This is a genomic window from Streptomyces sp. NPDC048434 (assembly GCF_043200375.1).
Classification (GTDB): Bacteria; Actinomycetota; Actinomycetes; order Streptomycetales; family Streptomycetaceae; genus Streptomyces.
Window position 1 is genome coordinate 15,823 of the sequence record NZ_JBICXQ010000018.1, and the last position, 26,665, is coordinate 42,487.

Consider the following 26,665-nt stretch of genomic DNA (forward strand, 5'->3'; position numbering starts at 1 on the left):
GACTACGCGGGATCGATCACGCGGTAGGCGTAGACCTGCTCGATCCATCCCGTCTTGAAGGCCGCGAGGTCGTCGCGGAAGGTGGCCATCGAGGCACCGTAGGGCGCCACTACGCCGCCGGACTGGTCCGGCACGGACTGGCAGCCGTGCACCAGCCGTCCACCGAGCGCGGCGTGGGCCTTGATGGACTCGATGCGGCGATGCTCGTTGAACCAACCACCGTGGTAGACCTCGTCGAGCAGCCCACCCATCTCATCGTGGAGGTCGAAGACCACCGAGGTGGCTGCGGGGAAGAACCAGCACGGGCCGACGTTGGAGATGTGCCCGTCAAGCTCGGCCTTGTTGAGCGCCATGAGCGTGGCCGCCTCGCGGAGCATCCGCAGGTGCTCGGCGGTGATCTGCGGGAGGCCGAGGCCGGCCAGGTGCTCGTCGCGGAAGAGATAGGCGTACACGTTGTAGGCGGTGGCGAGCACGCGGGCGGCGTCCGAGGTGGACTGGGCGTGGGTCTTGATGAACTCCAGCGTGAGCTGCTCGACCGCGCTCTCGGCGGTCTCGTCCACGTGCAGGAGCTGAGTCTTGACCAGCTCCCAGTCGGCAACGCGCCATGTGCTCGACTCGAAGCGGAAGAAATACTCGGCCGGGTCGATGATGATGCGCCGGCCGTCGACGTGGATTCCGGGCAGGCGGCTCCAGCGCTCGTCGAATGCCTCGGGCAGTTCGACCGTGATGGTCATGGTGTCGATGGTGGTCACCGTGTCTCCGTCTCTGATCGGCCGGATTCGGGCACAGGAATGCCCGAACCCGGTTTGGGCGTACGGAACTTCGGGGGCCGTCCGACCGAAGGGGGGAGCCTGGTCACGGTGTCGACCGGGGCCGGGCGGCTGATGATTAGTGAACCCGCGATCACGCACAGTGGGTACGGTGAGGAGCGGTTGAAGCGGTATACGCGGTTTACATCCCCGGACGGGAGGCACTCGTGGCGGCGCAGAGAGAGCCCAACTCCCGCCTGCGCGACACCATCGATGCGGTCGGCTGCACATACGAGGCCCTGGCCAAGGACATCCGACGCGTCGCAGCAGAGAACGGCGAGATCCTCCAGACCAACAAGTCGGCCGTCTCCCACTGGGTGAACAACACCCGCGCCCCCTCCGGGCGAGTAGGCCAGTACCTCGCCGAAGCACTGTCCCGACGAGCGGGACGCACGATCACCCAGACCGAGATCGGCCTCCGCGCGCGCGAAGCCGAACAGCAGGCGGACTCCGACCCCGTCCTCGCTGTCACCGACCTGGGCCGCGCCGACGTCGAGCGCCGCCGCTTCCTCACCATCGCAGCCTTCACCACCGCCGGCGTCGCCATGCCGCTCGGCTACGACCACGAGGCCACCGCCCGCATGCTCCGCGCCCGCACCGGCACGTCCGTGGTCGGGGTGGAGGACGTGGACGTCGTACGGCAGATCACCGTGGCTTTCAGTGCCGCCGACGAACGCCTCGGCGGCGGCCACGGACTGACCACGGTCACCGCGTACCTCGCCGACACCGCCGCACCCATACTGCGGGGCCGATTCGCAAGCGACGAATTACGTAGGGCTGCGTTCGGCGCGGTCGCCGAACTCGCCTACCTCGCAGGGTGGAAGCACCACGACCTCGGCCAGGAGGGCGCCGCCCAGCGCTACTACCAGGTCGGCTACCGGCTCGCCTGCGAAGCCGACCCGCACGGACACGCCGCCTGGATGATGCGCGCCCTCGCCCATCAGGCCCTCAGCCTCAAACAGCCCCACCACTGCGTCGACCTCGCCAAAGCCGCTCTCACCCAAGGCGCCGGCCACATCGACGGCCAAACGGAAGCCCTGCTCCACATCACCCACGCCCGCGCGTACGCAGCCGTCGGCGAAAACCCCCTGGCCGCACGCGCCCTGCTCGCAGCGGAGGACGCTCTCCTACGCGACGACGGGCTACAGCCCACCTACTCCCGCGTGAGCGGCCCCGCCGCCGGCACCGTCGCCAGCCACACCGCCCGCACCCTGACGGACCTCGCCGACCACGTGGGCACCGAGCAGCAACACCGCGACGCCCTCACCCGCTGGGACCCGACGAAGTACAAGCGCGTGCACGCCCTCACCCACGCCGACCTCGGCGACAGCCTCGCCGCCCAGGCCCGCGCCGACGAAGCGGTCGCCGCCTGGACCCAGGCCCTGGTCCTCATGGAGGGCGTGACCTCCGACCGCACCCGCAAGGCGATCACCTCTATCCGCTCAACCCTGGCCATCTACCAGCGCCGCCGCGTCCCAGGCGCCACCGATCTCGCCCGCCGCGCCCGCGAGGCCCTCACCTAACATGCCCAACAACCCGCCCGACGAAGGGAACACCGTGGCCCAGCAGACCGACGACCGCTCCCAAGCCCTCAAGCCAGCGCTCGAATCGATGACTCTGCTCGTCGCGGCCGTCATCGTCCACGACAAGATCACCGACCGCGTCGTCCTCCTCCAGCGCAGTGAGAACGCCAAGTTCGCACAGGGCATGTGGGACCTCCCCGTCGGCAAGAGCGAGCCCGGCGAGCCGATCATCGAGACGGCCGTCCGCGAGCTGTTCGAAGAGACGGGCCTGACCGTGAATCCGGAGGCGCTGAAGGTCGCCCACATCATCCACGGTGCCTGGGGCGTCGAAGCCCCCAACGGCTTCCTCACCGTTGTTTTCGCTGCCCACGACTGGACCGGCGAACCCGAAAACCGCGAACCTCGAAAGCATTCCCAGGTCCGTTGGGTCGACGCCGACTCCATCCCCGAGAACTTCGTGGACACCACAGCAAACGCCGTCCACCGGTACCTCGAGGGAGGCCCAGAGGTCTCCCTCGACGGCTGGCATTAAAGCCGTCCCATGCCCGACGCCACCGCCCCCTTCCTTAACCGACACCGCAAGTAGCTCGAACTCGTCATCGCGAGCACCGAGGGCAGATGAAATGCCGTACCTCGCCGACGACAACGTCCGCTTCCGTATCAAGGAGACCGGCGAGGCCGGCGGGCACGATCGTCACTCCCCACCGCCCATTCACTTCCTCAGCCAGACCCAAGGGGTAAGGATTGAGCAACCGGGTTAGACGTCAGCACACCGTATCCAGGTTCTACCTGAATGGATTCGCAGATAACGCCGGGAGAATTCGCCGAGTTTCACTTCCCGGCGACCCCGCACCCGTTCTTTCAACTGGTGACGCCAGCGTCATTAAGGACTTCTACACAGTAACGCTTCCCGATGGCTCCTTGTCAGACTTCTTCGAGAGATCTTTCAGCAAAATCGAAGGCTCCGCTGCCGAGGCACTGAAACTTATCCTCTCCGGGGCTTGGCCGATCCAAGGTGAGCACCGGAAATCTTTCGCCACGTGGATTGCGCTGCAGCACCTAACGGCAGAGCAGATACGACAGAATCAGAAGAATCATAATGCCGAAATGATCCGGCTCCTCGTCGGAGTCTCCGGGAAAGAGGCGCTGCGCTCACACATTCAGGAGGCCGAGAAGCGGGTTGTTTCTGATGAGGAGCTGGACGTTGAGTGGCGCGACCTGACCAAACCAGGTGGACCCGACATGACCGCAGACGCCAACGACCACATCCGCCTGCTGATGAGTCTTCTACCCGGCACCTCTGCCTACCTCAACGACTGCCAGTGGACGCTGTACAAATTCACCCGACGCTCCATCATTACTTCCGACCATCCAGTTTCACTTGCCGTCGCCCCTGACTATCCCGCATGGCAGGGAGTGGGCATTTTCACAGCCGATCTATTCTTGGTTCCGCTCAGCCGCCGCTGCGCACTCACAATCCAACCGAAAAACCTCCGGAATGCTGTGGAACTCCCTGATTTCACCGTTTCGGGATCGACGAAGATTGCGCGAAGCGTCAACCAGGAAACGGCCATGGGGGCCCGAAGGTACCTATACCAGCATCCCGAGGAATCACCACTTCAAGGAATCCACCTCCCTCAACCTGCGACGGGCGACCAGCCTTCGATGTCCAATACTGAAGAATTTATCCGAGAAGAAGGGCTCTTTAGTAATATTCCGGAAGCAAGCTTGCGGGCCATGTCGGAGACAAGCCCTCCGGGAGATCGGAAAAATGGCATGCCAATCGACGACCTCCCTTGGCCGATCCCTGGACGCCGGCGACCCGGCCCGCGTGTGCGTGGGACGCGGCGCCCCGTCGGATGTCCGCACCCGTTCCGACGCCCTCCGCCAATGGCGGGTGGTGGCGGGACGGGTGCGGTCTTTGTGGGACGGACGTGTGCGTGCGGTCCGGGGGACGACGGCGGGTGACGTTCATGGCGCGGCGGGGCCGCCCCGTCGCCGGCCGTGGCGCAGAGCGCCGGCCGCCATCCCCCTGACCGGCAGCTCGTCCGCCGCGGCGCCGGCCGGGCCGATGCCTCTGGCCGCCGCCGCTCTCCCGTAGCGGTTCGCCAGTGGCACGGACGTGAGGCCGTGGGCGAGGACGCTGAGCAGCACGGTGAGGGCGACCACCGGGACCACCGCCTCGGTGTCGGGGCTCTTGAGCTCCTCGACCGCCAGCAGTCCGAAGATGATCGAGGCCAGTCCGCGGGGCCCGAACCAGCCCACGAACAGCACGGTTTTGGTGTCCAGACCGCTCCAGGCCAGGGACAGCGCCACGGGCACCATACGGATCACCGTGAGGCTCAGTACCGCGTAGACCGCGGTCTGCCAGGTGAGATGGTCGAACACCTCCGGAAGCAGCAGGGCGCCGAAAACCAGCCAGACCAGCACGGAGAGCAGTGCGGCGGACTGCTCGACGTACAGGAGCACCCGATGCGGCGCACCGTGCGCCGATCCGAAGGCCAGGCCGGCGACGAAGGCGGCGACGAAGCCGTTGCCGCCGATCGCGAGCGAAGAGGTGTAGCCGAGGAGTGCCAGGGCCAGGAGGCCCGCACCGGCGAAGTCCTCGCTCGCCCAGCCGTTGCGGAGCGCGGTCCGCAGCAGCCATCCGGCGGCCAGACCGACCACCGCGCCGTACGCCGCACCGACGGCGAGCTGCACCAGGGCATGGTTGGCGGCATCCGGTCCGGCGATGCCCTCGGCCGCGGACACTCCGGCCAGGGCGAGCACCACCAGGGGGGTGGCGATGCCGTCGTTGAGTCCGCTCTCCACATTGATGAGCCGGCGGATCTTCGCGGGCACCACGGGGTTGACCATCATCGTGGCGCCGAGCGCGGCGTCCGTCGGTGCGAGCGCGGCCCCGACGTACAGCGCGGCCCACCCCGAGACACCGGGGAGCAGGACGGCCGCCAGCAGCGTGCCGAGGCCCACGCACAGCGGCAGTCCGATCCCCAGCAGCCGTACATAGAGGCCGAGCTCCGGGCGCAGGGCCCGGAAGGAGAGCCGGGCGGCATCGGTGAAGAGCACCCAGACCAGGGTGATCTCCGCGAGCACCTTGACCGTCTCGTGCGAGAGCGCGAGATCGAGGACCCCGGTGCCCTCGCCCAGCAGAAGTCCCAGCAGTACGAAGGCGGCCGGGGCGGTCAGCTCGAAACGCTCCATCCGCCGCGAGCACAGGCACCACAGGAACAGCAGCAGCAGGATCAGGGAAAAGGTGCCATCCACAGGGGTCTCCAGGGCTCGGCCGCACCGGCTCTCGGGCACCCCCACTCTCGGCCACCACCCCACCGCCCGGCCGCTCCCAAGAGGCCGGGACGGCGGCTTTCACACGGTTGGTCGACGGCCCGCCGCCCCGCGACCGACGGGCCGGCCCCGGCAGCTCGCCACCTGACCAGCCATCAGCAGGACCTGTTGGGGACGGGGGCGCCGGTGCACGGCGGGTGGCCGGATCCCGTTACCTGGGGCGGGGTACCCGGAGGACTGCCACGGTGATCCGCCGTGTGTCGATGCTGCTGACCGGCGGCTGCGTGAGCGCGCGGCCTCCCGGCCCCCGGAGAGCGATCAAGTCCCTCCGCCGGTGGGGAACTCTAGCTCCCCACCGGCAGTGGCCCGTTGTGCCGCACGAGCCAGGTCCGGTAGGCCTCGCTCGCCCAGGCGGTCTCCATGTACGAGGCGGTCAGATCGGCGAACAGGTCGTCGGCGGAGGCGGCGGGGGTGCCGTCCTGGCGGCAGGCCATGAAGAGGCGGACGGCCAGCGGGTCGCCGTACAGCGGGCGGATCGCCATGCCGTGCCGGGGACGGGCGGTCGGCTGGCAGGGGGTGACCACCTCGCCGGCCGTGACGAGATCCACCGTGGTGAGGTAGTCGCCGTGCACGACACGGGGGTTGATACCGGCCGCGGCCCAGATGCGGCGCAGTCCCGCCCATTCGCCGTCCACGGTCGGGTCGACCATCCACTGGTCGTCGGCGAGTTCCGCCACCCGGATGACCGTCCGGGCGGCCGCGCGGTGGGTGTCCGCCACGGCGATGAACTGCGGCTCCCTGGTGACGAGTTCATGCTCCACCAGGCCTTCGGGGACCCGTAGGGGCGCGCCCTCGACCTCGTGGACGAAGGCGGCGTCGAGCTGTCCCGACGCGACCATGTGGAGCAGCGCATTGGCGGACACATCGGTTCTTATCGTGGTGTCGGTATCCGGCAGCCGCACCCGGAGCCGGCGCAGCCACCCAGCGACGGCGGGGCTGTTGGTGCTGCCGATGTGCAGCCGTGAACCCCGGTCGCGGTGCGAGGCCGAGGCGACCTCGTCAATAAGTGCCCGCATTTCGGCCACTATCGGCCGGGCCCGGCACAGGACCGAATGCCCCAGCGGCGTGGGCCGGCTGCCGGTCGGCTCACGGAAGAAGAGCTGGCCGCCGAGGGCTTTCTCGATGCGATGGAGCTGGGTCGTCAGGGAAGGCTGGGTCATGCCGAGCTGCCGGGCCGCCTTGCGTAGGCTGCCGGAGTCCGCGATGGCGCACAATGCGCGAAGATGCCTAACCTCGAGCTCCACGTCCGGAGCATAACGACGTCGGCATACGTCACACCAGACTCTCAAACCTGTCGGAACGCGCTCTTTTTTCCGGGGTATTGACCGGTGCTATCGCCACCTGGCATCTCTGTCTTCCGGGTGAACTCCGTCCAGACTCAACGGCACCAAGAAATCCGCAGGGCCCCGGCCGCCGCCCCACACGGCGGCCGTACGGCCCTCGGAAATAAAGGAGCCCCCACATGAGATCTCCCAAGACGGCGCTGTCGGCGGCGCTCGGTCTGGGCCTCGTCGCCGCGCTCGCAGCCGCGGCGCCGGTTTCGGCAGCTTCCTCCTCCCCCACCAACTCCTCCCACAGCACCTCCGCTTCAATAGCGGCCTACAACGGTTCGGCGGCCGAGAAGGCCGACACCAAGGCATTCTTCGAGGCCGTGCTGAAGTCGGCCAAGGCCAAGATGAAGGCCCACCCGAACGCCGCCTCGGTGACCGTCACCTATGACGCCAGCGCGGCCCCGACGTTCGCGAACCAGATAGCCCAGAGCGCGTCGATCTGGAACGGTGCCGTCTCGAACGTGAAGCTGCAGGCAGGCAGCGGCGGTGACTTCCAGTACCGCGAGGGCAACGACGCGCGTGGTTCGTACGCCAGCACCGACGGCCACGGCAAGGGCTTTGTCTTCCTGGACTACCAGCAGAACCAGGAGTACAACTCCACTCGCGTGGCCGCGCACGAGACCGGCCATGTGCTGGGCCTGCCGGACCACTACGAGGGCCCGTGCAGCGAGCTGATGTCCGGCGGCGGCCCCGGCACGTCCTGCCAGAACACCCAGCCGGACGCGAACGAGAGCGCCAAGGTGGACCAGCTCTGGGCCAACGGCCTGGCGGGCGTCCACTTCGGCAAGGCCTCCTGACGTACCCCACAGACCTTGTGAGGTAACGAAGTTCGGCGGTGGCCGGCGAATCTGACCGAGCTGACGGTGGTCGGATGCGCACGGCCGGGGGCTGTCGAGAGCCGGGACCTGGCGGCCGGCGCTCGTACCCCACCAGCCCTCGCATCTCCTGCACCGCCCGTGCGGTGGGGCTCCTTCCCGGAGCCCCACCGCTTTCGTTTGCCCGGGGGCCGGGGGCCGGTGTCAGCCCCAGATCGCCTGCCCGGCGGCCACCCCGGCGAACGCCGCCGCCAGTCCGGCCGCCACGCTCACCACGACGTTGGCCGCCGCACTACCCCGGGCCCGGTCCGCGGCCAGCCGGAGCGTTTCGTAGGAGAAGGTCGAGTACGTCGTCAGGGCACCGCACAGCCCCGTGCCGATCAGCAGCTGGACGGACGAGGAGGCGGCACCGGCCATGGCCGCGCCGGTCAGCAGGCCGAGGACCAGGGAGCCGACGACATTGACGGTGCAGGTCCCCCAGGGGAAGACCTGGTCGTGCCGGGACTGCACATAGCGGTCGGTGAGAAAACGCAGCGGCGCCCCGACCATGGCACCGGCCACCACCAGCAGCCAGTTCACCCGCGGCCGCCCTCCCCGGGGCCCCCACCGTCCGTCCGCCGGTAGGAGATCATCTCGCACGGGTCGAGCGTCACCAGCCCGCCGTCCGTGAGGAGTTCCTCCAGCTGCGGCAGGAAGCCGCGCACCCGCTCCTCCGTGTCGACGATGACGATCGCCACCGGCAGCTCCTCGCTCAGCGACAGCAGGCGCTGGGTGTGGATCAGGCGCGAGGGGCCGAAGCCCTCGATCCCCCGGAAGACGCCGGCGCCGGCCATACCCGTCTCGCGCGCGCGGTGCACGATCTCCGCATAGAGCGGTTTGTGATGCCACACGTCCTCCTCGCCGACGAGGACCGTGAGCCGTAGCGCCGGGGTGCCGCCCGGGTGTGCCGTGCCGTGTGTCATGCCGTCCGCCGCCTCAGTTCGAGAAGTGCACGGGTGCCGGTCACCGCGCCCCATACCGCCGCGAGCGCGGCGAGCACGGTGCCCGCGAGACAGGCCAGGGCCGCGGCCGGCCGCCCGGCGCCGGCCAGCCGCTGGATGTCGACGGCGTAGGTGGAGAAGGTGGTGAAGCCGCCGAGGATGCCGGTGCCGAGGAAGGGACGCACCAGCCGGTGGGCCGGCCGGACCTCGGTGATCACCACCATCAGGACGCCCATCAGCGCACAGCCGACGGCATTGACGGCGAGGGTCGTCCAGGGGAAGGCGCCGCTGCCCGTGGGCCAGAGAAGTGCCGCGCCATAACGGGCCGAGGCGCCGATCGCACCGCCCGCGGCCACCACGCCGATCACCGGCCACTGCCCGTGCCAGGGCGCTGCCCGGCGGCCTCGCTCGTCCATGTGTCTCCCGAGATCATCGCCGCCCTCAGGCTAACCCTGTGCGTTTGACACCGCTAAACATGGGATGTTCCCATCACCGCTGGAATAGGCCCCAGGAGCCCCCGGAAACGGCCTCCTGCGAAGAGGGAGGACGGCGTCGATGCCGCTGCGCAGCACCGCCCGCACCAGCCTGGTCGATCTGGTCATCGAGCAGATGGAGCAGCTGATCGCCGACGGCGAGTGGAAGGTCGGCACGAAGATTCCCGCCGAGCCCGTGCTGGTGGAGCAGCTCGACGTCGGGCGCAACACCGTCCGCGAGGCGGTCCGCGCGCTGGTGCACACCGGGATGCTGGAGCCGCGGCAGGGCGACGGGACCTATGTCCGCGCCGGCAGCGGCTTCGGCGCGGCCGTGCAGCGGCGGCTGCGGCGGGCCGAGAACCTGGAGGCGTACGAGGTGCGCGCCGGTCTGGAACGCGATGCCGCGCGCTATGCCGCCGAGCGCCGTACCGATGAGGACCTCGCCGCGCTGCGCGGTGCGCTGGCCGAGCGCGGCCGGGCCTGGGAGAGCGGTGACGTGGCCGCCTTCATCGACGCGGACATGCACTTCCACCGGACGGTGGCGGCCGCCGCGCACAACAGCGTGCTGGCTGAGCTGTACGAGCACCTCAGCGATGCGCTGCGCGGGACGCTGCAGGCCGTGCTCGGCACGCCGCTGCCCGATGCGGTACGCCATCAGCTCGATGAGCACACCGCCATCGTCGACGCCATCGAGGCGCGGGACGCCGAGGCCGCCGAGCGGGCCGCGCTGACGCACCTCACGGAGGCGATGAACGCCCTGCGCGAGCAGCCAGCGGAGCCCCGGGACCACCACCGCGCCACCCGGCCCGGGGAGGACGCGCGTGCGTGACGACGGAGGACCGGCGGTCGTGGAGGCGGCGCCCGCCGCCCGCATACCCGCGGAAGGGCAAGCGCGCGGTACCGGTATGTCCGAGGAGCCCCTCGCCGCACCGGATCCGTCCGGCGTCGCCGGGCGCCGCGCCCTGTACCTCGGCATCGGCGTCGTCCTGCTGGCCCTGAACCTGCGTCCGGCCCTGGTCGCCGTTTCCCCGCTCGTCGGGACCCTCCGCGACGACAGCGGGATGTCGGCCGCCGCCACGAGCCTGCTCACCACGCTGCCGCTGCTCTGCTTCGGCCTGCTGGCACCGGTCGCACCGCGGCTGGGACGGCGGTTCGGCACGGAGCGGTCGTTGCTCGGCACGATGGCGCTGATCTGCGGGGGCACCGCGCTGCGGCTGCTGGACTCGGTCGTGGCGCTGTTCGCCGGCACGCTGGTGATCGGCGCGGGGATCGCCGTCGCCAATGTGCTGCTGCCCGGCCTGATCAAGCGGGACTTCCCGGCCAGGGCCGGGCTGATGACCGGTCTGTACTCGATGTCACTGTTCGGCGGCGCCGCGCTCGCGGCCGGTGTCACGGTGCCCGTTCAGCAGGCCGCCGGACTGAACTGGCGCTCCACACTGGCCTGTTGGGGCGCACTCGCGGTCCTTGCGCTGGTCTGCTGGCTGCCGCAGATCCGTACCCGTACGCGGGTGCCGGCGGCCGCGGCCCGTGCGGCGGCGCACCCGGTACGCGGTCTGTGGCGCGATCCGCTGGCCTGGCAGGTGACCGGGTACATGGGCCTGCAGTCGCTGAGTTACTACGCGGCCGCGGCCTGGCTGCCGACGATGCTCACGGATGCCGGGATGAGCGCGGGCGACGCCGGCTGGATGCTCTCCTTCTCCTCGCTGCTGGGCATCACGGGCTCGTTCCTCGCACCGGTCGTCGTCGGCCGCCGGCTGCGGGCCGGCGTCCTGGCCACCGTCGGCGCGCTGCTGTGCGCGGCCGGTTTCCTCGGGGTGCTGGTCGCGCCGGCCGCCGGCGCCTACCTCTGGATGGTGCTGCTCGGGCTGGGCCAGGGCGCGGCGATCAGCCTCGCGCTGCTGTTCATCGTGCAGCGTGCGCCGGACGCCCGGCACGCCGCCCAACTCTCCAGCATGGCCCAGTGCTTCGGCTATGTCCTCGCCGCCGCCGGCCCGGCCGTCCTGGGCGCCGTGCACGATCTCTCCGGAAGCTGGACGGTGCCACTGACGGTCCTGCTGGTGCTGCTGCTGCCGCAGATCGCGGCGGGGTGGTGCGCGGCCCGGCCGCGGCTGGTGGCGGGGCGGTAGCGGGAGGCCGGCGGATCCCCGGGGCGAAGCGGAGTGCGGGGAGCCGCCGGGCGCATGCCGGGGATCTTCGGGCGTGGAGCCGGACGGGGCGACCGGACGCCCCGCCCCGCGGGTCATACCGGGACGGCCTCTCGTACCGGGTGGTGCCGGCTGATGTTGCGGGCCAGCAGTTCGGTGGCCTCCTTGACCCCGATCTCGCCGCCGCTGTCCCCGGTGGCCGGCAGCCGTCCGTCCGCGTACTTCAGCTCGGCCATCGCGGTCTCCATCGCCCGGTGCGCGGCGAACAGGCAGGGGGTGCTGTAGATGGCCACATCGACACCGAGCTCGGTCAGTTCGGTCAGCGACAGCCGCGGGGACTTCCCGCCCGCGATCTGGTTGAACAGCAGCGGCTTGGCGCCGAGGAGCTTGCGGATCCGGCGGATCCGGTCGACGCTGCGCACCCCGTCGACGAGCACCACATCGGCATCGGTCTCGGCCAGCGCCGCCGCCCGCCGCAGGATCTCGTCCTCGTCCGTGGCGTCCGTACGCGCCACGACGAGCAGATCGGTACGGCTGGCCAGCACCAGATTCAGCTTCTCCAGGTACTCCTCCAGCGGCAACAGCAGCTTGCCGTCCGCATGGCCGCAACGGCGCGGCCGCTTCTGGTCCTCCAGGATCACCCCGGTCGCGCCGCTCCGCTCCAGTCGCTGCACCACATGGCAGGCCACCTCGGAGTCGACATAGCCGTCGTCGATGTCCACCAGCAGATGATGGCGCGGGAACGCACCGCGCAGCCGCTCCACGAAGGCGACCATGTCGGGCCAGGCGATGAACCCGATGTCCGGAAGCCCGTAGTACGACGCGGCGAAGCCGAAGCCGGACACGAAGAAGCCGTCGTAGTGCGCGGCGGCGATCGAGGCCGAGTACATGTCGTGGACGCCGATCAGCGGCGTCGTCCCCTCGGCCGCGATCTCGTCACGCAGCGCTTGTCCGTACCGCAATGTGCTCTCCTCACGGAACCGGCGGGGGTCGCGGCCCGGCGTCCGGGCATGCCCGTGGGCGCACCGAAGGTCCCTGCGCCGCGACAACCCGTCCACCAGGGAACTGGTCAGAGCATGTTTATCCGGCGGCGCATCGGCACCACGCCTCTAACACGCCATGGCCTTCCGTCACTTTCTCTACGCTTCATCCCCGCGTCAGCGCCCGACGGGCTCGCGAGCCCGTCCCGGGGCCCGTCCGCCCGGCCCCGGTCGCCGGGCAGGCGTCAGAGCCAGCCGTTCCGCTTGAAGCCGCGGTGGATCACCCAGCAGAGGGTCACGATCAGCGCCATCACCAGGGGATAGCCGAACGTCCAGTGCTTTTCCGGCATATGGTCGAAATTCATGCCGTACACCCCGCAGACCATGGTCGGCACGGCCAGGATCGCGACCCAGGCACTGATCCGGCGCATGTCCTCGTTCTGGGCGACGGTGACCTGGGCGAGGTGGGCCTGAAGTATGGAGTTGAGCAGTTCGTCGAAGGCGGTGATCTGCTCGGTGACCCGGTCGAGGTGGTCGGCCACGTCCCGGAAGTACGTCTTGATGCGGGGCTCGACCTGCGCCATCGGCTGGGTCGCCAGCTCCTGCATCGGCCGGTCCAAAGGAGCCACCGCGCGCTTGAGTTCCAGCAGCTCGCGCTTGAGCTGGTAGATCCGGCCGGCTCCGCCGCTGCCGCGCACGGAGAAGACCTCGCTCTCGACGTCGTCGATGTCGACGGAGACGGCGGCGGCGACATCGAGGTAGTCGTCCACGACCAGGTCGGCGACGGCATGCAGCACGGCGGACGGCCCGAGCGCCAACTGTTCGGGCACGGACTCCAGTTGCTCACGGAGCGGGCCCAGCGAGCCATGCCCGCCGTGCCGCACCGTGATCACGAAGTCGGTGCCGGTGAAGACCATGATCTCGCCGGTCTCGACGACTTCGCTGGTGTCCGTGAGCCGGTCGTGATCGACATAGCGGACCGTCTTGAAGACGGTGAACAGCGAGTCGTCGTAGTGCTCCAGCTTGGGCCGCTGGTGGGCGTAGACCGCGTCCTCGACGGCGAGCGGGTGCAGCCCGAACAACTCGACAATTCCGGCGAATTCCTTCTCGGACGGCTCATGCAGCCCGATCCACACAAATCCACGGCCGGATTCACGGACCCGGCGGATCGCCGCCTCGGCCGGGTGGTCGCCGTCCTGCCGCACGCCGTCCACGTACACCGCGCAGTTCACCACGGCGGTGCCGAGGGGCGAGCGCGCCGGGTGGCTGAGGTCGACCCCCCGGGTGCGCGGCTGCGGCAGCCGGACGGCCTTGCGAAGGTTGCTGATCATCGACACCCGGCCAGTATGGCCCGTGGGTGCGCGTGAACGGTACGGCGCAGGGGCTGTTTTTACGCAGCGGGACCGGGCGGAGACGCTCGGTCGACCGCCGCCTCACCCGGCGCGGCACAGCGGAGGCGCCCGGCCGCCCACCGCGGTCCGGGGAGCCGCCCCACCCCGTTCCCGGCGCCACGGACCGGGGATGCGCGGGCCTCAGGAGACGGGAACCAGCTGCCGCTGCTCCGGTTCCGCGCCGTCCCCGACTGCCGGCTCCTCCCGCTCCGCCGCCTCCTGGGTACGTACCGTCCGCGGCAGCAGGAACAGCAGGCCGAAGACGACGACCAGGCCGCCGCAGACCCACCACAGGGCGTGGGTGGTGGCATCGACGAACGAGGCCCGCAGCGCGCCCGCGGCCCCGGCGCCGCCCGTCTCCCCCGTACCGCCGACGACCCCGAAGAAGGCCACCGACGACAGACCGAGGCCCAGCGCCATGCCCAGCTGGCCGGTGGTGTTGAAGATGCCGGACGCCGAACCGGAGTGCCCGGCGGGCACCTCGGAGAGCGCCGCATCGGTGATCGGAGCGACGATCAGCCCCATCCCGCCGCCCATGAGGAGCATCGCCGGCGCCAACTGCCAGGACTGCAGGGCGGTGCCGTGGCGCCCGGCCTCCACGAGGTAGACCAGCGCACCGGACAGCATGATCAGCGCACCGGCCTGCAGGACCTTACGGCCGAAGCGCGGCACCAGCTTCTGGACGGACACCCCGGCCGCGGTGGAGCAGGCGAGCGAGAACGGCACCCCGGTCAGTCCGGCGTGCAGCGGGCCCCAGCCCAGCCCCAGTTGCATGTGGAGCGTCCAGACCAGGAAGAAGAGGCCGCTGACCACACCGAAGGTCAGCTGGACGCCGGCGCCCGCCGCGAAGCTCCTGACCTTGAAGAGCGAGAGCTCGACGAGGGGTGAGCCGCCCTGACGGGCCCTGGCGCGCTCGTAGCGCACGAAGACCGCCAGGACGAGCGGGCTCGCGGCCATCGAGACAAAGCCCCACAGCGGCCAGCCGGACTCCCGTCCCTCGGTGAGCGGGTAGAGCAGCATCAGCAGGCCCGCGGTGGCCAGCGCGGTGCCGATGAGGTCGACGCGCAGGGCGCGCGGGGCCCTGGACTCGGTGAGGAAGCGGCGGCCGAGCAGGATGCCGGCGATCCCGACCGGCAGATTGATCAGGAAGATCGGGCGCCATTCCAGGCCGAGGAGATCTCCCTCGGTGAGCAGCGCGCCGATCAGCGGTCCGCAGACCGCACCGAGACCGATCACCGCGCCGAACATCCCGAAGACCTTGCCGCGTTCGTGCGCCGGAAAGCTGACGTGGATGATCGCCAGCACCTGCGGCACCATCAGGGCGGCCATCGCGCCCTGCAGCACCCGCGCGCCGATCAGCATGCCGGGGCCGGCCGCGAAACCGCACAGCGCCGAGGCGAGGGTGAAGCCGCCCATGCCGAGCAGGAACAGCTTCTTGCGGCCGTGGATGTCGCCGAGCCGGCCGCCGGTGATCAGACCCAGGGCGAACGCGAGGGCGTAGCCGGCGGTGACCCACTGCACGGCGCTGAACGTCGCACCGGTGTCCCGCTGGATGCTCGGGATGGCGATATTGACGATGGTCGCGTCGACCAGGTCCATGAACGCCGCCGTCAGGACGACGGCGAGCGCGATCCAGCGTCTGCGGCCGGCCGCCGGCGGGGCCGTGGCGGCCGTCTCGTGGGCAGCGGGGACGGTCGTGGTCATGACGTTCTCCAGTGGAACCGGTGCGGAAGGGAGCGGAAGCCGGCGCCGACCGGAAGCGGAAGGCGATGGCTTCGCGCGGCGGCCGGCCGTCGACGCCTTCGACGCTAGGTCCGGTATAGGACAGCTCCGGTCCTACAGGCACCGGCATCATCGGTCCCATGAGTGAGACATCGGCGCGCCTGCTGAATCTGCTGTCCCTGCTGCAGACCCCGCGCGAATGGCCCGGCAGCGAGCTCGCCCGGCGCCTGGCGGTCACCTCCCGGACGATCCGCCGCGACATCGAGCGGCTGCGCGAGCTGGGCTATCCGGTGCACGCCACGATGGGCGCGGAAGGCGGCTACCGGCTGGCCGCGGGGACCGCGATGCCGCCGCTCCTGCTGGACGACGAGGAGGCGGTGGCCATCGCGGTCGGCCTGCGCTCGGCCGCCGGCCACACCGTCGAGGGCATCGAGGAGGCGTCCGTACGGGCCCTGGCCAAGCTGGAACAGGTGCTCCCGGCCCGGCTGCGGCGACGGGTGGGCACGCTCGGCACGGCCACCGTCCCGATGCCGGCCGGCGACGGCCCGACCGTCGACCCGGAGCATCTGACGGTGCTCGCCGCGGCCATCACCAACCACGAACGGCTGCGCTTTCGCTACCGGGCGGGCACCGGCCCCCGCAGCAAGCGCCTGGTGGAGCCGCACCGCCTGGTCGCCTCGGGACGCCGCTGGTATCTCGTGGCGTACGACAACGACCGCGAGGACTGGCGGATCTTCCGGGTGGACCGGCTGAGCGAACCGTTCCCCACCGGCGTACGGACCCCGCCGCGCCGGCTGCCCGCCGCCGACGCGGGCGCGTACGTCCGGGAGCGGATGCAGGGGATGAGCGCGTCCCACCGGGCGGTGGCGACCGTGTGGGCACCGGCCGCCGAGGTGGCCGCCCGGCTGGGCGGCCCGGCAGGGGGCGAGGTCACACCGCTCGACGAGGCGTCCTGCCGCTGGCGCAGCACCCCCGATTCGCTGGAGTGGCTGGCACTCCGGCTGGCCATGCTGGGCCACGAGTTCACCGTCCACGAACCGCCGGAGCTGGCCGCGTATCTGCGGGCGCTGGGCGGCCGGGTGAGCCGCGCGGCGGGGGCGGCGGCGGACGGGGGCGAGGATGTCGGCGAAGCGGGTGTGCCGCAGTGACGCCCCGTGGAATACCCTAGGGGGGTATATGGTTCTCCCCAGGGAAACGCGCACTCGCAGCACACCGAGGAGCAGTCATGGCCACCACGGTCGGAGAGCACGGCGTCGAATTGGAGATCGGCGGGATGACCTGCGCCTCGTGCGCCGCCCGCATCGAGAAGAAGCTCAACCGCATGGAGGGGGTCACCGCCACCGTCAACTACGCCACCGAGAAGGCCAAGGTGACCGTCGCGACGGGCAGCGGCGTCGAGGCCGCCGACCTGATCGCCACCGTGGAGCGGACCGGCTACACCGCGGCCCTCCCGGAGCCGCCGGCCCCGGCGCCGGACACCAACGGCGGCGAAGACCGGGACCACGCGGACGGCCGGGCCGACGGCGACGGGCTCGCCCCGCTCCGTCAGCGCCTGCTGATCTCCCTCGCCCTCTCCGTCCCGGTGGTGCTGATGGCGATGGTGCCGCCGCTGCAGTTCACCAACTGGCAGTGGCTTTCGCTGACGCTGGCCGCGCCGGTGGTGGCGTACGGCGCCTGGCCGTTCCACCGGGCCGCCTGGACGAATCTGCGGCACGGCACCGCCACGATGGACACCCTCATCTCGATGGGCACCCTCGCGGCACTGGGCTGGTCGGTGTGGGCACTGTTCTTCGGCACCGCGGGCATGCCCGGGATGACGCACCCGTTCGAGCTGACCATCGCCCGCACCGACGGCAGCGGCAGCATCTATCTGGAGGCCGCGGCCGGTGTCACCACCTTCATCCTGGCCGGGCGCTACTTCGAGGCACGCGCGAAGCGGAAGGCGGGAGCGGCGCTGCGGGCGCTGCTGGAGCTGGGCGCCAAGGACGTCACCGTGCTGCGGGACGGCCGTGAAGTCCGTGTCCCCACCGCCGCGTTGAAGACCGGCGACCGTTTCACCGTACGGCCCGGGGAGAAGATCGCCACCGACGGGAAGGTGCTGGAGGGCGCCTCCGCCGTGGATGCGTCGATGCTCACCGGTGAGTCCGTCCCCGTCGAGGTCTCCCCCGGCGACACCGTCACCGGCGCCACCGTCAACGCGGGCGGCCGGCTGGTCGTCGAGGCCACCCGGGTCGGCGCGGACACCCAGCTCGCCCGGATGGCGCGGCTGGTCGAGGACGCGCAGAACGGCAAGGCCGCGGCCCAGCGGCTGGCGGACCGGATCTCCGCGGTCTTCGTCCCGGTCGTGATCGCGCTCGCCCTCGGCACCCTCGGCTGCTGGCTCGCCACCGGCGCGGGCGCGGTGGCCGCCTTCACCGCCGCCGTCGCCGTCCTGATCATCGCCTGCCCGTGCGCCCTGGGGCTGGCCACGCCGACCGCGCTCATGGTCGGCACCGGACGCGGCGCCCAGCTCGGCATCCTGCTCAAGGGACCCGAGGTACTGGAGTCGACCCGCCGGGTCGACACCGTCGTCCTGGACAAGACCGGCACGGTCACCACCGGCGTGATGACGCTGACCGGGGTCCACCTCGCCGAGGGCGTCTCGGAGCAGGAGGTGCTGCGGCTGGCCGGCGCGCTGGAGCACGCCTCCGAGCACCCCGTCGCCCGTGCCGTCGCCACCGGCGCCGCGCAGCGGATCGGCGACGGCGACGCCGGGCCAGGCGCCCTTCCCACCCCCGAGGAGTTCGCGAACGTTCCGGGGCTGGGCGTCCAGGGCGTGGTCGAGGGGCACGCCGTAGTGGTGGGCCGCGAGCAGCTGCTGAACCGGTGGACCCAGTTCCTGACGCCCGAACTGGCGGCCGCCAAGGCCGCGGCCGAGGCGGAGGGCCGTACCGCGGTCACCGTCGGCTGGGACGGCGCGGCGCGCGCGGTGCTGGTCGTGTCCGACGCGGTGAAGCCCACCAGCGCGGAGGCGGTGCGCCGGCTGCGGGCCCTGGGGCTGACGCCGGTCCTGCTGACCGGTGACAACCGGGCCGTGGCGACGGCGGTCGCCGCCGAGGTCGGAATCGACGAGGTGATCGCCGAGGTGCTCCCCGAGGACAAGGTGGCGGTCGTCGCAAGGCTGCAGTCCGAGGGCCGCTCGGTCGCCATGGTCGGCGACGGCGTCAACGACGCGGCGGCGCTGGCCCGCGCCGACCTGGGGCTGGCGATGGGCACCGGTACCGACGCCGCCATCGAGGCCGGTGACCTCACCCTCGTACGGGGCGATCTGCGGGCCGCGGCGGACGCCATCCGGCTGGCCCGCGCCACCCTCGGCACGATCCGGACCAATCTGTTCTGGGCGTTCGGCTACAACGTCGCGGCGCTGCCGCTGGCCGCGGCCGGACTGCTCAACCCGATGATCGCCGGGGCCGCGATGGCGTTCTCCTCGGTCTTCGTCGTCGGCAACAGCCTGCGGCTGCGCCGCTTCCGGCCGCTGTCCTCCCGGTAACGGAGAGCTTCCGGGACGCGCCCGCGAGCGGAGCAATACCCCCGGAACGCCGTGGCTCTGCCGTTGGATCGGGCGGGCTGCTGCCCCTGCGAGATCCCGCCCCGCCACCCGCGGGCGCCCCGCACATACGGGCGCCCGCGGGCCCGGCACCCGGGGCGGGTCTCCGCGGTTCTGACAACTGTCTCCAGTTCTGGCGGCGGAACATTGGCAGTTCACGCAGCCGTCGGCCGACGCCGAGGGGTGAGACTGGTGACATACCGCCCACCCACGTACAGGGGAATTCATGACCGGGTCACGCGTCCTGGCTCTCGGCCATTACCAGCCCTCCGGCGTGCTCACCAACGAGGACCTCGCCAAGATCGTCGACACCGACGACGCCTGGATCCGCAGCCGGGTGGGCATCCGTACCCGCCATGTCGCCGCCCCGGACGAGACCGTGGACTCCATGGCGTCCGCCGCCGCGGCCAAGGCGCTGGCCGCCAGTGGCCTGGCCCCGCAGGACATCGACCTGGTGCTGGTCGCCACCTGCACGGCCACCGACCGCAGCCCGAACACCGCGGCCCGGGTCGCGGCCCGGCTCGGGCTGGACGCACCCGCCACGATGGACCTCAACGTCGTCTGCTCCGGCTTCACCCATGCGCTGGCCACCGCCGACCACGCCATCCGGGCCGGTTCCGCGACCCATGCGCTGGTCATCGGGGCGGAGAAGTTCACCGAGGTCGTCGACTGGACGGACCGCTCGACCTGTGTGCTGGTCGGCGACGGGGCGGGCGCCGCAGTGGTCAGTGCCTCGCCGGAGCCGGGGATCGGTCCGGTGCTGTGGGGCTCGGTGCCGCAGATGGGCGGTGCGGTACGCATCGAGGGCGAGCCCGCCCGGTTCTCCCAGGAGGGCCAGACCGTCTACCGCTGGGCGACCACCCAGCTGCCGGCCATCGCCCGCAAGGTGTGCGAACGCTCCGGGATCACGCCCGCCGACCTCGCCGGCGTGGTGCTGCACCAGGCCAATCTGCGGATCATCGAGCCGGTCGCGGAGCGGCTCGGCGCGGTCAACGCGGTGGTCGCCAAGGACGTCGTCGACTCCGGGAACACCTCCGCGGCCTCCGTGCCGCTCGCCCTGTCCAAGCTGGTCGAACGGCGCGAGATCAGCGCCGGTGATCCGGTGCTGCTGTTCGCCTTCGGCGGCAACCTCTCGTACGCGGGGCAGGTCATCCACTGCCCGTGAGGCGGGCGGCGGCGCGTCCGATTCGTTCAAGACCGGGCCGCGGCGGGCTGCCTACGCTCACCGCATGACCACTTCTTCCTCCACCACACCGTCCACACCGCGGTTCGCTGCCATCGGGATGGTGGTGGCCGACATGGCCGCGGCCCTCGCCTTCTACCGCCGCCTCGGCCTGGACGTCCCCGCCGACGCGGACCACGCCCCGCACGCCGAGGCACAGCTCCCCGGCGGTCTGCGGCTGATGTGGGACACCCACAAGACCGCGCGTGCCATCGACCCGGACTGGACGCCGCCGCAGGGCGGCACCCCGACGGGGCTCGCATTCGAGTGCGCCGGCCCCGACGAGGTCGACACCGTCTACGCGGAGCTCACCGCGGCCGGCTATACGGGCGAGAAGCCGCCCTGGGATGCCTTCTGGGGTCAGCGCTACGCCGTCGTGCAGGACCCGGACGGCCATGGGGTCGATCTGTTCGCGCCGCTGCCCTAGGGGACGGCCGCTGCCATGGGGGCGGGCGCTGCTGGCGGCCCGGCGCCTTCCCCGTACGGGCCGTAATGATCCCGTCGGTCGCCCTAGCCGATGTCCCCGGGGTGCTCGCGCAGGTACATCGCGCCGCAGCTGTGGCAGAAGGGCTCGCCCTTGGGCGTGCCCCAGACCGCGGCCGTTTGGGTGGCGGCGGCCGGTGCCAGCTCCCGCCCGCACATCGCGATGGTGCCTTCCAGCCGCACCATGTGCCAGATCTTCACCGGCGTGTCCGCGTGCGGCAGAACGCCTTCCTCGTACTCGGCGCGCATCTCGTGCTCCATGGCGGTGCACCTCCCTACGCCCACGATGCGCCAGCGGGTCGGCGGCCACAACGGCAGGCGGCACCGGCACCGGGCCGGAAACCCGGTGGCCGGGCCGGTCAGAACACCGACCACCCGGTCAACGTCGTGAAGTGGTCCAGGGCCGCGGCGCCCGCCACGGAGTTGCCGCGGGCGTCGAGCCCGGGGCTCCACACGCACAGCGTGCAGCGGCCCGGGATCACGGCGATGATGCCGCCGCCGACACCGCTCTTCGCGGGCAGCCCGACCCGGTAGGCGAACTCCCCGGCAGCGTCATACGTCCCGCAGGTCAGCATCACCGCGTTGATCCGCTTGGCCTCGCGGGCCTCCAGCAGGCGGCTGCCGTCGGCGCGCAGCCCGTGGCGGGCGAGGAAACCGCCGGCGACGGCCAGATCCCGGCAGCTCATCTCGATCGAGCACTGCCAGAAGTAGTGCTCGATGACGCTGGGGACGGGGTTCTCCAGGTTGCCGAAGGACGCCATGAAATGCGCCAGCGCGGCGTTGCGGTCGCCGTGCTCGGCCTCGGAGTCGGCCACCGCCTGGTCGAAGGCGAGGTCCGGGTTGCCGCTCTCCTCCCGCAGGAAGTGCAGCATCGAGGTGCTGGCATCGCCGGTGAGGGTCTGCAGCCGGTCGGTGACCACCAGCGCACCCGCGTTGATGAACGGGTTGCGGGGGATGCCGTTCTCCGCCTCCAGCTGGACCAGCGAGTTGAACGGCGTACCGGACGGCTCGCGGCTCACCCGCTTCCAGATGTTGTCGTGGCCGTCATGGCTCTCCGCCATCACCAGCGCCAGCGAGAAGACCTTGGAGAGGGACTGGACGGAGAACGGGACCTCCCAGTCGCCGACCCCGTACACCTCGCCGTGGATGTCGGCCACCGCGATCCCGAACCGGTCCGCTGACACCCGCTCCAGCGCCGGTATGTAGTCGGCGACCCGGCCCTGTCGCACGAACGGCCTGGCGAGGGCCGCCACCTCTTCGAGAACGGCCTGGTAGTCCATGACGGACACGCTAACCCGGGGCGAGCAGCACCCCCATCGGGGCCCCCGCCAGCGACTTCACCTCGCGGGCGAGATGCGCCTGATCCGCGTATCCGGCGCAGGCCGCGACCTGTGCGCCGGGCATCCCGGAGCGGGCCAGATCGAGCGCGCGGACGAACCGGAGCACCCGGGTCAGGGTCTTGGGGCCGTAGCCGAACGCGTCCAGGCTGAGCCGGTGCAGCTGGCGTTCGCTGAGCGCGACGCACCGGGCCACCTCGGCGACGGGACGGCCGCGCGCGAGCGCCGCGGCGACGGCGGCGGTGCGGCCCCCTGTCGCGGTGGCGTCCTGGAGGCGGACCGCTGCGGTCTCCTCCAGGACGCGGCCGACGCTGTCCCCGCTGCCCGGCGCCCCGGCCGCCGCCAGCCGCCCGGCCAGCTCTCGTACCCGGCCCGCGGGCCACAGGTCCGTCAACGGAACCCGCTGATCGCGCAGTTCATGGGCCGGTACACCGAAGACGGCCGGGCCCTGGCCCGGTGCGAAGCGCAGCCCCACGATGGGGGCACGTCCGCCGCCCCCGAGAGGGCCGGGCACGTCCCCTCCCGGGAGGAACGGCCCGGTGTCCGGGCCGGCCACCAGCAGCCGCTCCTGGCTCCAGATCAGGTCCGTACAGCCGTCGGGCAGCACCGGCCGGCCCGAGGGCAGCCCGGCGCGGGTCCACAGCACCGCACCGGCCAGCCGCGATGCCCGCTCCCGGTACCGGCCGGATACGCCGGGTGGCCCATCCGTGTCGCGCTCTTCGCCCACATGCCCCAGCCTGACACGGGAACCCCACGGCCGACCGCGCCGTTGATCCCTTACGACACGGACCTCACGGAGGTGGCACATGTCAGGGTTTCTCGACCGCGCGAAGGAACAGGCCCAGAGCGCGCTGAACCAGGGCAAACAGAAGGTCGACGAGGTGCAGCAGAACCGCGCCGGCAACGACCTGCTGAGAAAGCTGGGCGCCGCGTACTTCGCCGAGCGGCGGGGCAGCGGTTCGCCCGAGGCGACCCAGGACGCGCTGAACGTCCTGGAAGCACATGTCAACGCGCACGGGGACGCGTTCCTGCACACGAGCGGGTAGCGCACCCCGCCAGGTGCAGGGCACGGCAGGGCACGGTCCCGGCGGACCTCCGGGCGGCCAGGGCGCGGCGGGCGGCCGAAACCGCTCGCACATGCCCGAACGGCTGGTCCGCTTTCTGCCGTTCCCCTCCCCCGGTACGGCACCGTCCCGTACAAGCGAGACATGAGGCGGTGCGCGGTCGGCGGCCGCCGCGTCCGCATCGGAGTGGGCCATGTCCGTACCGCTGTCCGCCGCCCGGTTCCTCCACGCGCTCACTTCCGAAGGGCTGCGGGTCGACGAGATCGCCGGCTGGGAGACGCACAACCGCAACGCGAAGGGTCCCTGGGGCCCGGTGCACGGCGTGATGGTGCACCACACCGGCACCTCCGGCGCCGCGAGCACCGTACGGCTCTGTCACGACGGCCGTCCGGACCTTCCGGGGCCGCTGTGCCATGGCGTGATCACCAAGGACGGCACGGTGCATCTGGTCGGCTGCGGCCGCGCCAATCACGCGGGCCTCGGCGACAGCGACGTCCTGCGCGCGGTGATCGCCGAGAAGCGCCTGCCGCCGGACAACGAGGCCGACACCGACGGCAACCCCGTCTTCTACGGCTTCGAGTGCGAGAACCTCGGCAACGGCACGGACCCCTGGCCGGCCGCCCAGCTGGACGCGCTGGAGAAGGCCGCGGCGGCGGTGTGCCGGGCACACGGCTGGACCGAGCGTTCGGTGCTCGGGCATCTGGAGTGGCAGCCGGGCAAGGTCGATCCGCGCGGCTACACGATGGACTGGCTGCGCGGGCGGATCGGCGCCCGGCTGAAGTGAACGCCCGACGGTACGGAACGCGCCCGCCCCGCCGGCACCCGGGACAATGGACGGCGTGACCAGCACCGCCCCCGGCCCGCTGCCGGATCCGCGATCCCTGCGCCCGCGCCTGCCCTCGCCCCTCCAAGAGATCGAGGACGCGCCGTTCGCGCGCCGCGGCGTACGGCTGCTGCTCAAGCGGGACGATCTGATCCATCCGGATCTGCCGGGCAACAAGTGGCGCAAGCTGGCGCCGAATCTGCGCGCCGCGGCCGCGGCGGGCGACCGTGCGCTGCTGACCTTCGGCGGCGCGTACTCCAACCATCTGCGGGCCACCGCCGCGGCGGGCCGGCTGCTCGGCTTCGCCACCATCGGAGTGGTCCGCGGCGACGAGCTCGCCGAAGCACCGCTCAATCCGTCGCTGGCCCGCTGCGCCGCCGACGGTATGCGGCTGCACTTCCTCGACCGGGCCCGCTACCGCCGCACCGGTGACCCGGACGTGCTCGCCGCGCTGCACGACCGCTTCGGCGCGTTCCGCGTCATACCGGAGGGCGGCAGCAACTCCCTCGCCGCACAAGGCTGTACGGAGCTGGGCCGGGAGCTGCGCGGGGCCGCGGACACGGTCGCGGTGGCCTGCGGAACGGGCGGCACCCTCGCCGGGCTCGCCGCGGGGCTCGGACCGGGGCAGCGCGCCCTGGGCCTTCCCGTACTCAAGGGCGGCCACCCGCACTTCCTCCGGGCGACGGTCGAGGAGCTGCAGCGCGCGGCGTTCGGCGGACCGCGCGGCGACTGGCGGCTGGACGCCCGCTTCCACTGCGGCGGCTACGCCCGCCGCACCCCGGAACTGGACGCGTTCGCGGACGCCTTCGAGGACCGGCACGCACTGCCCCTGGAGCGGATCTACGTCGCCAAGCTGCTGTACGGGCTGACGACGCTGGCCGGGGAGGGCGCCTTCGCCCCCGGCAGCACGGTGGCCGCCGTGATCACCGGTACCCCCTGAGCTGAGCCCTCGGCCGAGGGCCGCCGCCGGTCCGCGCACTGCCCGTGAGGCGGCGCCCCGTCCAGGCCGTCGGTCACGGCTACGAGGCCTCCTCCCGGTAGGCCGTCGCCTCCTCCAGGTCCAGCCTGCGCAGCAGCGTCCGCAGCATCTCGTCGTCGACCCGGCCGGCGTCCCGGAGCTGGACGAACACCCGCCGCTCGGTGTCGATCATCTCCCGGGCCAGCCGCCGGTAGGTCTCGTCGGCGGACTCCCCGGTCACCTCGTTGACCGCGCCGAGCCGCTCCCACACGGAGTTACGGCGCCGCTCCATGATCGTGCGCAGCCGGTCGGCGAGCGGTCCGGGCAGGGCGTTGCGCTCGTCCCGGAGGAGCTCGTCCAGGCGCTCCTCGGCGGCGCGCGAGGCCTCGTTCTGCGCCTGCGCCTCGGCGAGCGTCTCGGCCTGGGGGTCCGGGCCGGGCAGTTTCAGCAAGCGGATCAACGGCGGCAGCGTCAGCCCCTGGATGACGAGGGTGGCGATGACCGTGGTGAAGGTCAGAAAGAGCACGAGGTTGCGGGCCGGGAAGGAGCCGCCGCCGGGCACGGTGGCCGGGATGGAGAACGCGATGGCCAGCGACACCACCCCGCGCATCCCGGCCCAGCCGACGACGACCGGTGCCTTCCAGTTCGTATCCGGCTCACGGGCCCGGACCCGGGCCGACAGGGCGCGCGGCAGAAAGGTCGCGGGAAAGACCCACACGAAGCGCGTCAGCACCACGACGAGGAACATCACGGCCGCGTACCAGAGGGTCTGCGCCGCGCTGAAATCCCCCAGTCCGCGCAGCACGACCCGCAGCTGCAGCCCGATCAGCGCGAAGACGGCGGACTCCAGGACAAAGGAGACCACCTTCCACACGGCGTCCTCCTGGAGCCGGGTCTCGAAGTCGACCTGCCAGGAGCGGTGCCCCAGGTAGAGGCCGACCACGACGACGGCTAGCACCCCGGAGGCGTGGAGCTGCTCGGCCGCCGCGTAGGCGAAGAACGGGATGAGCAGCGAGAGGGTGTTCTCCAGCAGCGCCGACTCGCGCAGCCGGATGCGCAGCCAGTGCAGCGGCACCATCAGGACGACACCGACGCCGATACCGCCCAGAGAGGCGAGGGCGAATTCCTTGATCCCGTCGCTCCAGGTGGCGCCGACCCCGAGGGCCGCGGCCAGCAGGACCTTGTAAGCGGTGATCGCGGTGGCGTCGTTGAACAGCGATTCGCCCTGCAGGATCGTGGTGATCCGGTGCGGCAGCCCGAGCCTGCGGGCGATGGCGGTGGCCGCGACGGCGTCCGGCGGGGCGACGACGGCCCCCAGGACGAGCGCGGCGGTCAGCGGCAGGCCGGGGAGGACGAGGTACGCCACACAGCCGACCGCCAGCGTCGCGAACAGGACGTAGCCGACCGACAGCAGCGCCACCGGCCGCAGATTGGCCCGCAGGTCCAGATACGAACTTTCCAGCGCCGCGGTGTGCAGCAGTGGGGGCAGCACCAGCGGCAGCACGATGTGCGGATCGAGGGTGTAGTCCGGGATCCCCGGGATGAAGGACGCCGCAAGCCCTGCGGTGACCAGCAGCAGGGGCGCGGGGACGGGGGTACGGCGGGCCAGTCCGGCGACCGCCGCGCTTCCCGCGACCAGCAAAAACAGCGGCATCACAGCCATCGGACCCGTCCCGTCCCCG

26 protein-coding genes are annotated in these 26,665 nt (G+C 71.4%); 13 read left to right on the forward strand and 13 right to left on the reverse strand.

Translation table 11 applies throughout. The features are described 5' to 3' along the window. Nucleotides 1-2 precede the first annotated feature (2 nt). Nucleotides 3-752: a hypothetical protein gene (locus ACGFWI_RS21545; protein WP_393907586.1), complete on the reverse strand. Its 750-nt coding sequence runs from the start codon at nucleotides 750-752 to the stop codon at nucleotides 3-5. A 224-nt stretch (nucleotides 753-976) separates the two neighbouring features. Between ACGFWI_RS21545 and ACGFWI_RS21550 the strand changes: the two genes are divergently transcribed. The 3 genes from ACGFWI_RS21550 to ACGFWI_RS21560 all read left to right on the forward strand — a co-directional run bounded on the left by ACGFWI_RS21550 (nucleotide 977) and on the right by ACGFWI_RS21560 (nucleotide 4,300). Continuing rightward, a complete protein-coding gene (locus tag ACGFWI_RS21550) occupies nucleotides 977-2,332 on the forward strand; it encodes a tetratricopeptide repeat protein (RefSeq protein ID WP_393907587.1) in 1,356 nt (451 codons plus the stop codon). A gap of 1 nt (nucleotide 2,333) precedes the next feature. Continuing rightward, nucleotides 2,334-2,864: an NUDIX domain-containing protein gene (locus tag ACGFWI_RS21555; protein WP_393907588.1), complete on the forward strand. Its 531-nt coding sequence runs from the start codon at nucleotides 2,334-2,336 to the stop codon at nucleotides 2,862-2,864. Between the two features lie 212 nt (nucleotides 2,865-3,076). Continuing rightward, nucleotides 3,077-4,300, forward strand: coding sequence for a DUF4238 domain-containing protein (locus ACGFWI_RS21560; RefSeq protein WP_393907589.1), 1,224 nt, complete (start codon nucleotides 3,077-3,079; stop codon nucleotides 4,298-4,300). Between the two features lie 3 nt (nucleotides 4,301-4,303). On the opposite strand, the gene ACGFWI_RS21565 is transcribed toward ACGFWI_RS21560, so the two are convergent. Both ACGFWI_RS21565 and ACGFWI_RS21570 read right to left on the reverse strand, forming a co-directional pair. Further along, nucleotides 4,304-5,596, reverse strand: a complete 1,293-nt coding sequence (locus ACGFWI_RS21565; protein ID WP_393907590.1) for a cation:proton antiporter — start codon at nucleotides 5,594-5,596, stop codon at nucleotides 4,304-4,306. Between the two features lie 362 nt (nucleotides 5,597-5,958). Next, the gene (locus ACGFWI_RS21570; protein WP_393907591.1) at nucleotides 5,959-6,918 is read right to left on the reverse strand and encodes a LysR substrate-binding domain-containing protein; all 960 of its coding nucleotides are present in this window, start codon (nucleotides 6,916-6,918) and stop codon (nucleotides 5,959-5,961) included. A gap of 218 nt (nucleotides 6,919-7,136) precedes the next feature. Between ACGFWI_RS21570 and snpA the strand changes: the two genes are divergently transcribed. Beyond that, nucleotides 7,137-7,802 (forward strand): snapalysin, encoded by a 666-nt coding sequence (snpA, locus tag ACGFWI_RS21575; protein WP_393907592.1) that lies wholly within the window; start codon nucleotides 7,137-7,139, stop codon nucleotides 7,800-7,802. Between the two features lie 222 nt (nucleotides 7,803-8,024). On the opposite strand, the gene crcB is transcribed toward snpA, so the two are convergent. From crcB to ACGFWI_RS21590, 3 genes are read right to left on the reverse strand one after another with little or no spacing between them, the layout of a single operon-like run. Beyond that, a complete protein-coding gene (gene crcB / locus ACGFWI_RS21580; RefSeq protein ID WP_393907593.1) occupies nucleotides 8,025-8,399 on the reverse strand; it encodes a fluoride efflux transporter CrcB in 375 nt (124 codons plus the stop codon). Next, the gene (locus tag ACGFWI_RS21585; RefSeq protein ID WP_393907594.1) at nucleotides 8,396-8,782 is read right to left on the reverse strand and encodes a DUF190 domain-containing protein; all 387 of its coding nucleotides are present in this window, start codon (nucleotides 8,780-8,782) and stop codon (nucleotides 8,396-8,398) included. The genes crcB and ACGFWI_RS21585 overlap by 4 nt, the downstream gene beginning before the upstream one ends. Continuing rightward, nucleotides 8,779-9,216 carry a fluoride efflux transporter FluC gene (locus ACGFWI_RS21590; protein ID WP_393907595.1) on the reverse strand — a complete coding sequence of 146 codons (438 nt, stop codon included), beginning with the start codon at nucleotides 9,214-9,216 and terminating at the stop codon, nucleotides 8,779-8,781. Before ACGFWI_RS21590 ends, ACGFWI_RS21585 begins: the two co-directional genes overlap by 4 nt. 139 nt (nucleotides 9,217-9,355) lie before the next feature. Here ACGFWI_RS21590 and ACGFWI_RS21595 point away from each other — a divergent pair, with 139 nt between their 5' ends. Together ACGFWI_RS21595 and ACGFWI_RS21600 are read left to right on the forward strand one after the other, a co-directional pair. Continuing rightward, complete coding sequence (locus tag ACGFWI_RS21595) at nucleotides 9,356-10,102, forward strand: FadR/GntR family transcriptional regulator (protein ID WP_393907596.1); 747 nt, start codon at nucleotides 9,356-9,358, stop codon at nucleotides 10,100-10,102. Between the two features lie 76 nt (nucleotides 10,103-10,178). Then, complete coding sequence (locus tag ACGFWI_RS21600) at nucleotides 10,179-11,399, forward strand: CynX/NimT family MFS transporter (RefSeq protein WP_393907725.1); 1,221 nt, start codon at nucleotides 10,179-10,181, stop codon at nucleotides 11,397-11,399. A gap of 113 nt (nucleotides 11,400-11,512) precedes the next feature. On the opposite strand, the gene ACGFWI_RS21605 is transcribed toward ACGFWI_RS21600, so the two are convergent. The 3 genes from ACGFWI_RS21605 to ACGFWI_RS21615 all read right to left on the reverse strand — a co-directional run bounded on the left by ACGFWI_RS21605 (nucleotide 11,513) and on the right by ACGFWI_RS21615 (nucleotide 15,492). Continuing rightward, nucleotides 11,513-12,379 carry an oxaloacetate decarboxylase gene (locus ACGFWI_RS21605; RefSeq protein WP_393907597.1) on the reverse strand — a complete coding sequence of 289 codons (867 nt, stop codon included), beginning with the start codon at nucleotides 12,377-12,379 and terminating at the stop codon, nucleotides 11,513-11,515. Between the two features lie 263 nt (nucleotides 12,380-12,642). Continuing rightward, a complete protein-coding gene (locus tag ACGFWI_RS21610) occupies nucleotides 12,643-13,728 on the reverse strand; it encodes a magnesium and cobalt transport protein CorA (RefSeq protein ID WP_393907598.1) in 1,086 nt (361 codons plus the stop codon). 201 nt (nucleotides 13,729-13,929) lie between these two features. Beyond that, nucleotides 13,930-15,492, reverse strand: a complete 1,563-nt coding sequence (locus tag ACGFWI_RS21615) for an MFS transporter (RefSeq protein WP_393907599.1) — start codon at nucleotides 15,490-15,492, stop codon at nucleotides 13,930-13,932. A gap of 158 nt (nucleotides 15,493-15,650) precedes the next feature. Between ACGFWI_RS21615 and ACGFWI_RS21620 the strand changes: the two genes are divergently transcribed. From ACGFWI_RS21620 to ACGFWI_RS21635, 4 genes are all read left to right on the forward strand, one after another. Beyond that, complete coding sequence (locus tag ACGFWI_RS21620) at nucleotides 15,651-16,658, forward strand: helix-turn-helix transcriptional regulator (RefSeq protein WP_393907600.1); 1,008 nt, start codon at nucleotides 15,651-15,653, stop codon at nucleotides 16,656-16,658. 77 nt (nucleotides 16,659-16,735) lie between these two features. Next, the gene (locus tag ACGFWI_RS21625; RefSeq protein WP_393907601.1) at nucleotides 16,736-19,039 is read left to right on the forward strand and encodes a heavy metal translocating P-type ATPase; all 2,304 of its coding nucleotides are present in this window, start codon (nucleotides 16,736-16,738) and stop codon (nucleotides 19,037-19,039) included. A gap of 283 nt (nucleotides 19,040-19,322) precedes the next feature. Beyond that, nucleotides 19,323-20,261 carry a beta-ketoacyl-ACP synthase III gene (locus ACGFWI_RS21630; RefSeq protein WP_393907602.1) on the forward strand — a complete coding sequence of 313 codons (939 nt, stop codon included), beginning with the start codon at nucleotides 19,323-19,325 and terminating at the stop codon, nucleotides 20,259-20,261. A 64-nt stretch (nucleotides 20,262-20,325) separates the two neighbouring features. Further along, nucleotides 20,326-20,745, forward strand: a complete 420-nt coding sequence (locus tag ACGFWI_RS21635; protein WP_393907603.1) for a VOC family protein — start codon at nucleotides 20,326-20,328, stop codon at nucleotides 20,743-20,745. Nucleotides 20,746-20,828: 83 nt separating this feature from the next. Here the strand turns inward: ACGFWI_RS21635 and ACGFWI_RS21640 are convergent, their stop codons facing one another. The 3 genes from ACGFWI_RS21640 to ACGFWI_RS21650 all read right to left on the reverse strand — a co-directional run bounded on the left by ACGFWI_RS21640 (nucleotide 20,829) and on the right by ACGFWI_RS21650 (nucleotide 22,865). Further along, the gene (locus tag ACGFWI_RS21640; protein WP_393907604.1) at nucleotides 20,829-21,062 is read right to left on the reverse strand and encodes a hypothetical protein; all 234 of its coding nucleotides are present in this window, start codon (nucleotides 21,060-21,062) and stop codon (nucleotides 20,829-20,831) included. Nucleotides 21,063-21,160: 98 nt separating this feature from the next. Continuing rightward, nucleotides 21,161-22,081, reverse strand: a complete 921-nt coding sequence (locus ACGFWI_RS21645) for a glutaminase (protein ID WP_393907605.1) — start codon at nucleotides 22,079-22,081, stop codon at nucleotides 21,161-21,163. Between the two features lie 10 nt (nucleotides 22,082-22,091). Next, nucleotides 22,092-22,865, reverse strand: coding sequence for a helix-turn-helix domain-containing protein (locus tag ACGFWI_RS21650; protein ID WP_393907606.1), 774 nt, complete (start codon nucleotides 22,863-22,865; stop codon nucleotides 22,092-22,094). Between the two features lie 79 nt (nucleotides 22,866-22,944). Here ACGFWI_RS21650 and ACGFWI_RS21655 point away from each other — a divergent pair, with 79 nt between their 5' ends. The 3 genes from ACGFWI_RS21655 to ACGFWI_RS21665 all read left to right on the forward strand — a co-directional run bounded on the left by ACGFWI_RS21655 (nucleotide 22,945) and on the right by ACGFWI_RS21665 (nucleotide 24,965). Then, on the forward strand, nucleotides 22,945-23,184 hold the full coding sequence (locus ACGFWI_RS21655) for a hypothetical protein (protein WP_393907607.1): 240 nt from the start codon (nucleotides 22,945-22,947) through the stop codon (nucleotides 23,182-23,184). Nucleotides 23,185-23,395: 211 nt separating this feature from the next. Beyond that, nucleotides 23,396-23,986, forward strand: coding sequence for an N-acetylmuramoyl-L-alanine amidase (locus tag ACGFWI_RS21660; RefSeq protein ID WP_393907608.1), 591 nt, complete (start codon nucleotides 23,396-23,398; stop codon nucleotides 23,984-23,986). 46 nt (nucleotides 23,987-24,032) lie between these two features. Further along, entirely contained in the window at nucleotides 24,033-24,965 is a 933-nt protein-coding gene (locus ACGFWI_RS21665) for a 1-aminocyclopropane-1-carboxylate deaminase/D-cysteine desulfhydrase (protein WP_393907609.1), read from the forward strand. 79 nt (nucleotides 24,966-25,044) lie between these two features. Here ACGFWI_RS21665 and ACGFWI_RS21670 read toward each other — a convergent pair whose 3' ends face one another. Then, the gene (locus ACGFWI_RS21670; RefSeq protein WP_393907610.1) at nucleotides 25,045-26,646 is read right to left on the reverse strand and encodes a Na+/H+ antiporter; all 1,602 of its coding nucleotides are present in this window, start codon (nucleotides 26,644-26,646) and stop codon (nucleotides 25,045-25,047) included. Nucleotides 26,647-26,665 lie beyond the last annotated feature (19 nt).

What these genes read in the sequence shown, in the direction of transcription:
- ACGFWI_RS21555 (WP_393907588.1), top strand. Translation starts at nt 2,334, where the DNA reads ATGCCCAACAACCCGCCCGACGAAGGGAACACCGTGGCCCAGCAGACC.
- snpA (WP_393907592.1), top strand. Translation starts at nt 7,137, where the DNA reads ATGAGATCTCCCAAGACGGCGCTGTCGGCGGCGCTCGGTCTGGGCCTC.
- ACGFWI_RS21585 (WP_393907594.1), bottom strand. Translation starts at nt 8,782, where the DNA reads ATGACACACGGCACGGCACACCCGGGCGGCACCCCGGCGCTACGGCTC.
- ACGFWI_RS21590 (WP_393907595.1), bottom strand. Translation starts at nt 9,216, where the DNA reads ATGGACGAGCGAGGCCGCCGGGCAGCGCCCTGGCACGGGCAGTGGCCG.
- ACGFWI_RS21595 (WP_393907596.1), top strand. Translation starts at nt 9,356, where the DNA reads ATGCCGCTGCGCAGCACCGCCCGCACCAGCCTGGTCGATCTGGTCATC.
- ACGFWI_RS21600 (WP_393907725.1), top strand. Translation starts at nt 10,179, where the DNA reads ATGTCCGAGGAGCCCCTCGCCGCACCGGATCCGTCCGGCGTCGCCGGG.
- ACGFWI_RS21610 (WP_393907598.1), bottom strand. Translation starts at nt 13,728, where the DNA reads ATGATCAGCAACCTTCGCAAGGCCGTCCGGCTGCCGCAGCCGCGCACC.
- ACGFWI_RS21615 (WP_393907599.1), bottom strand. Translation starts at nt 15,492, where the DNA reads ATGACCACGACCGTCCCCGCTGCCCACGAGACGGCCGCCACGGCCCCG.
- ACGFWI_RS21620 (WP_393907600.1), top strand. Translation starts at nt 15,651, where the DNA reads ATGAGTGAGACATCGGCGCGCCTGCTGAATCTGCTGTCCCTGCTGCAG.
- ACGFWI_RS21625 (WP_393907601.1), top strand. Translation starts at nt 16,736, where the DNA reads ATGGCCACCACGGTCGGAGAGCACGGCGTCGAATTGGAGATCGGCGGG.
- ACGFWI_RS21630 (WP_393907602.1), top strand. Translation starts at nt 19,323, where the DNA reads ATGACCGGGTCACGCGTCCTGGCTCTCGGCCATTACCAGCCCTCCGGC.
- ACGFWI_RS21635 (WP_393907603.1), top strand. Translation starts at nt 20,326, where the DNA reads ATGACCACTTCTTCCTCCACCACACCGTCCACACCGCGGTTCGCTGCC.
- ACGFWI_RS21640 (WP_393907604.1), bottom strand. Translation starts at nt 21,062, where the DNA reads ATGGAGCACGAGATGCGCGCCGAGTACGAGGAAGGCGTTCTGCCGCAC.
- ACGFWI_RS21645 (WP_393907605.1), bottom strand. Translation starts at nt 22,081, where the DNA reads ATGGACTACCAGGCCGTTCTCGAAGAGGTGGCGGCCCTCGCCAGGCCG.
- ACGFWI_RS21655 (WP_393907607.1), top strand. Translation starts at nt 22,945, where the DNA reads ATGTCAGGGTTTCTCGACCGCGCGAAGGAACAGGCCCAGAGCGCGCTG.
- ACGFWI_RS21660 (WP_393907608.1), top strand. Translation starts at nt 23,396, where the DNA reads ATGTCCGTACCGCTGTCCGCCGCCCGGTTCCTCCACGCGCTCACTTCC.
- ACGFWI_RS21665 (WP_393907609.1), top strand. Translation starts at nt 24,033, where the DNA reads ATGGACGGCGTGACCAGCACCGCCCCCGGCCCGCTGCCGGATCCGCGA.
- ACGFWI_RS21670 (WP_393907610.1), bottom strand. Translation starts at nt 26,646, where the DNA reads ATGGCTGTGATGCCGCTGTTTTTGCTGGTCGCGGGAAGCGCGGCGGTC.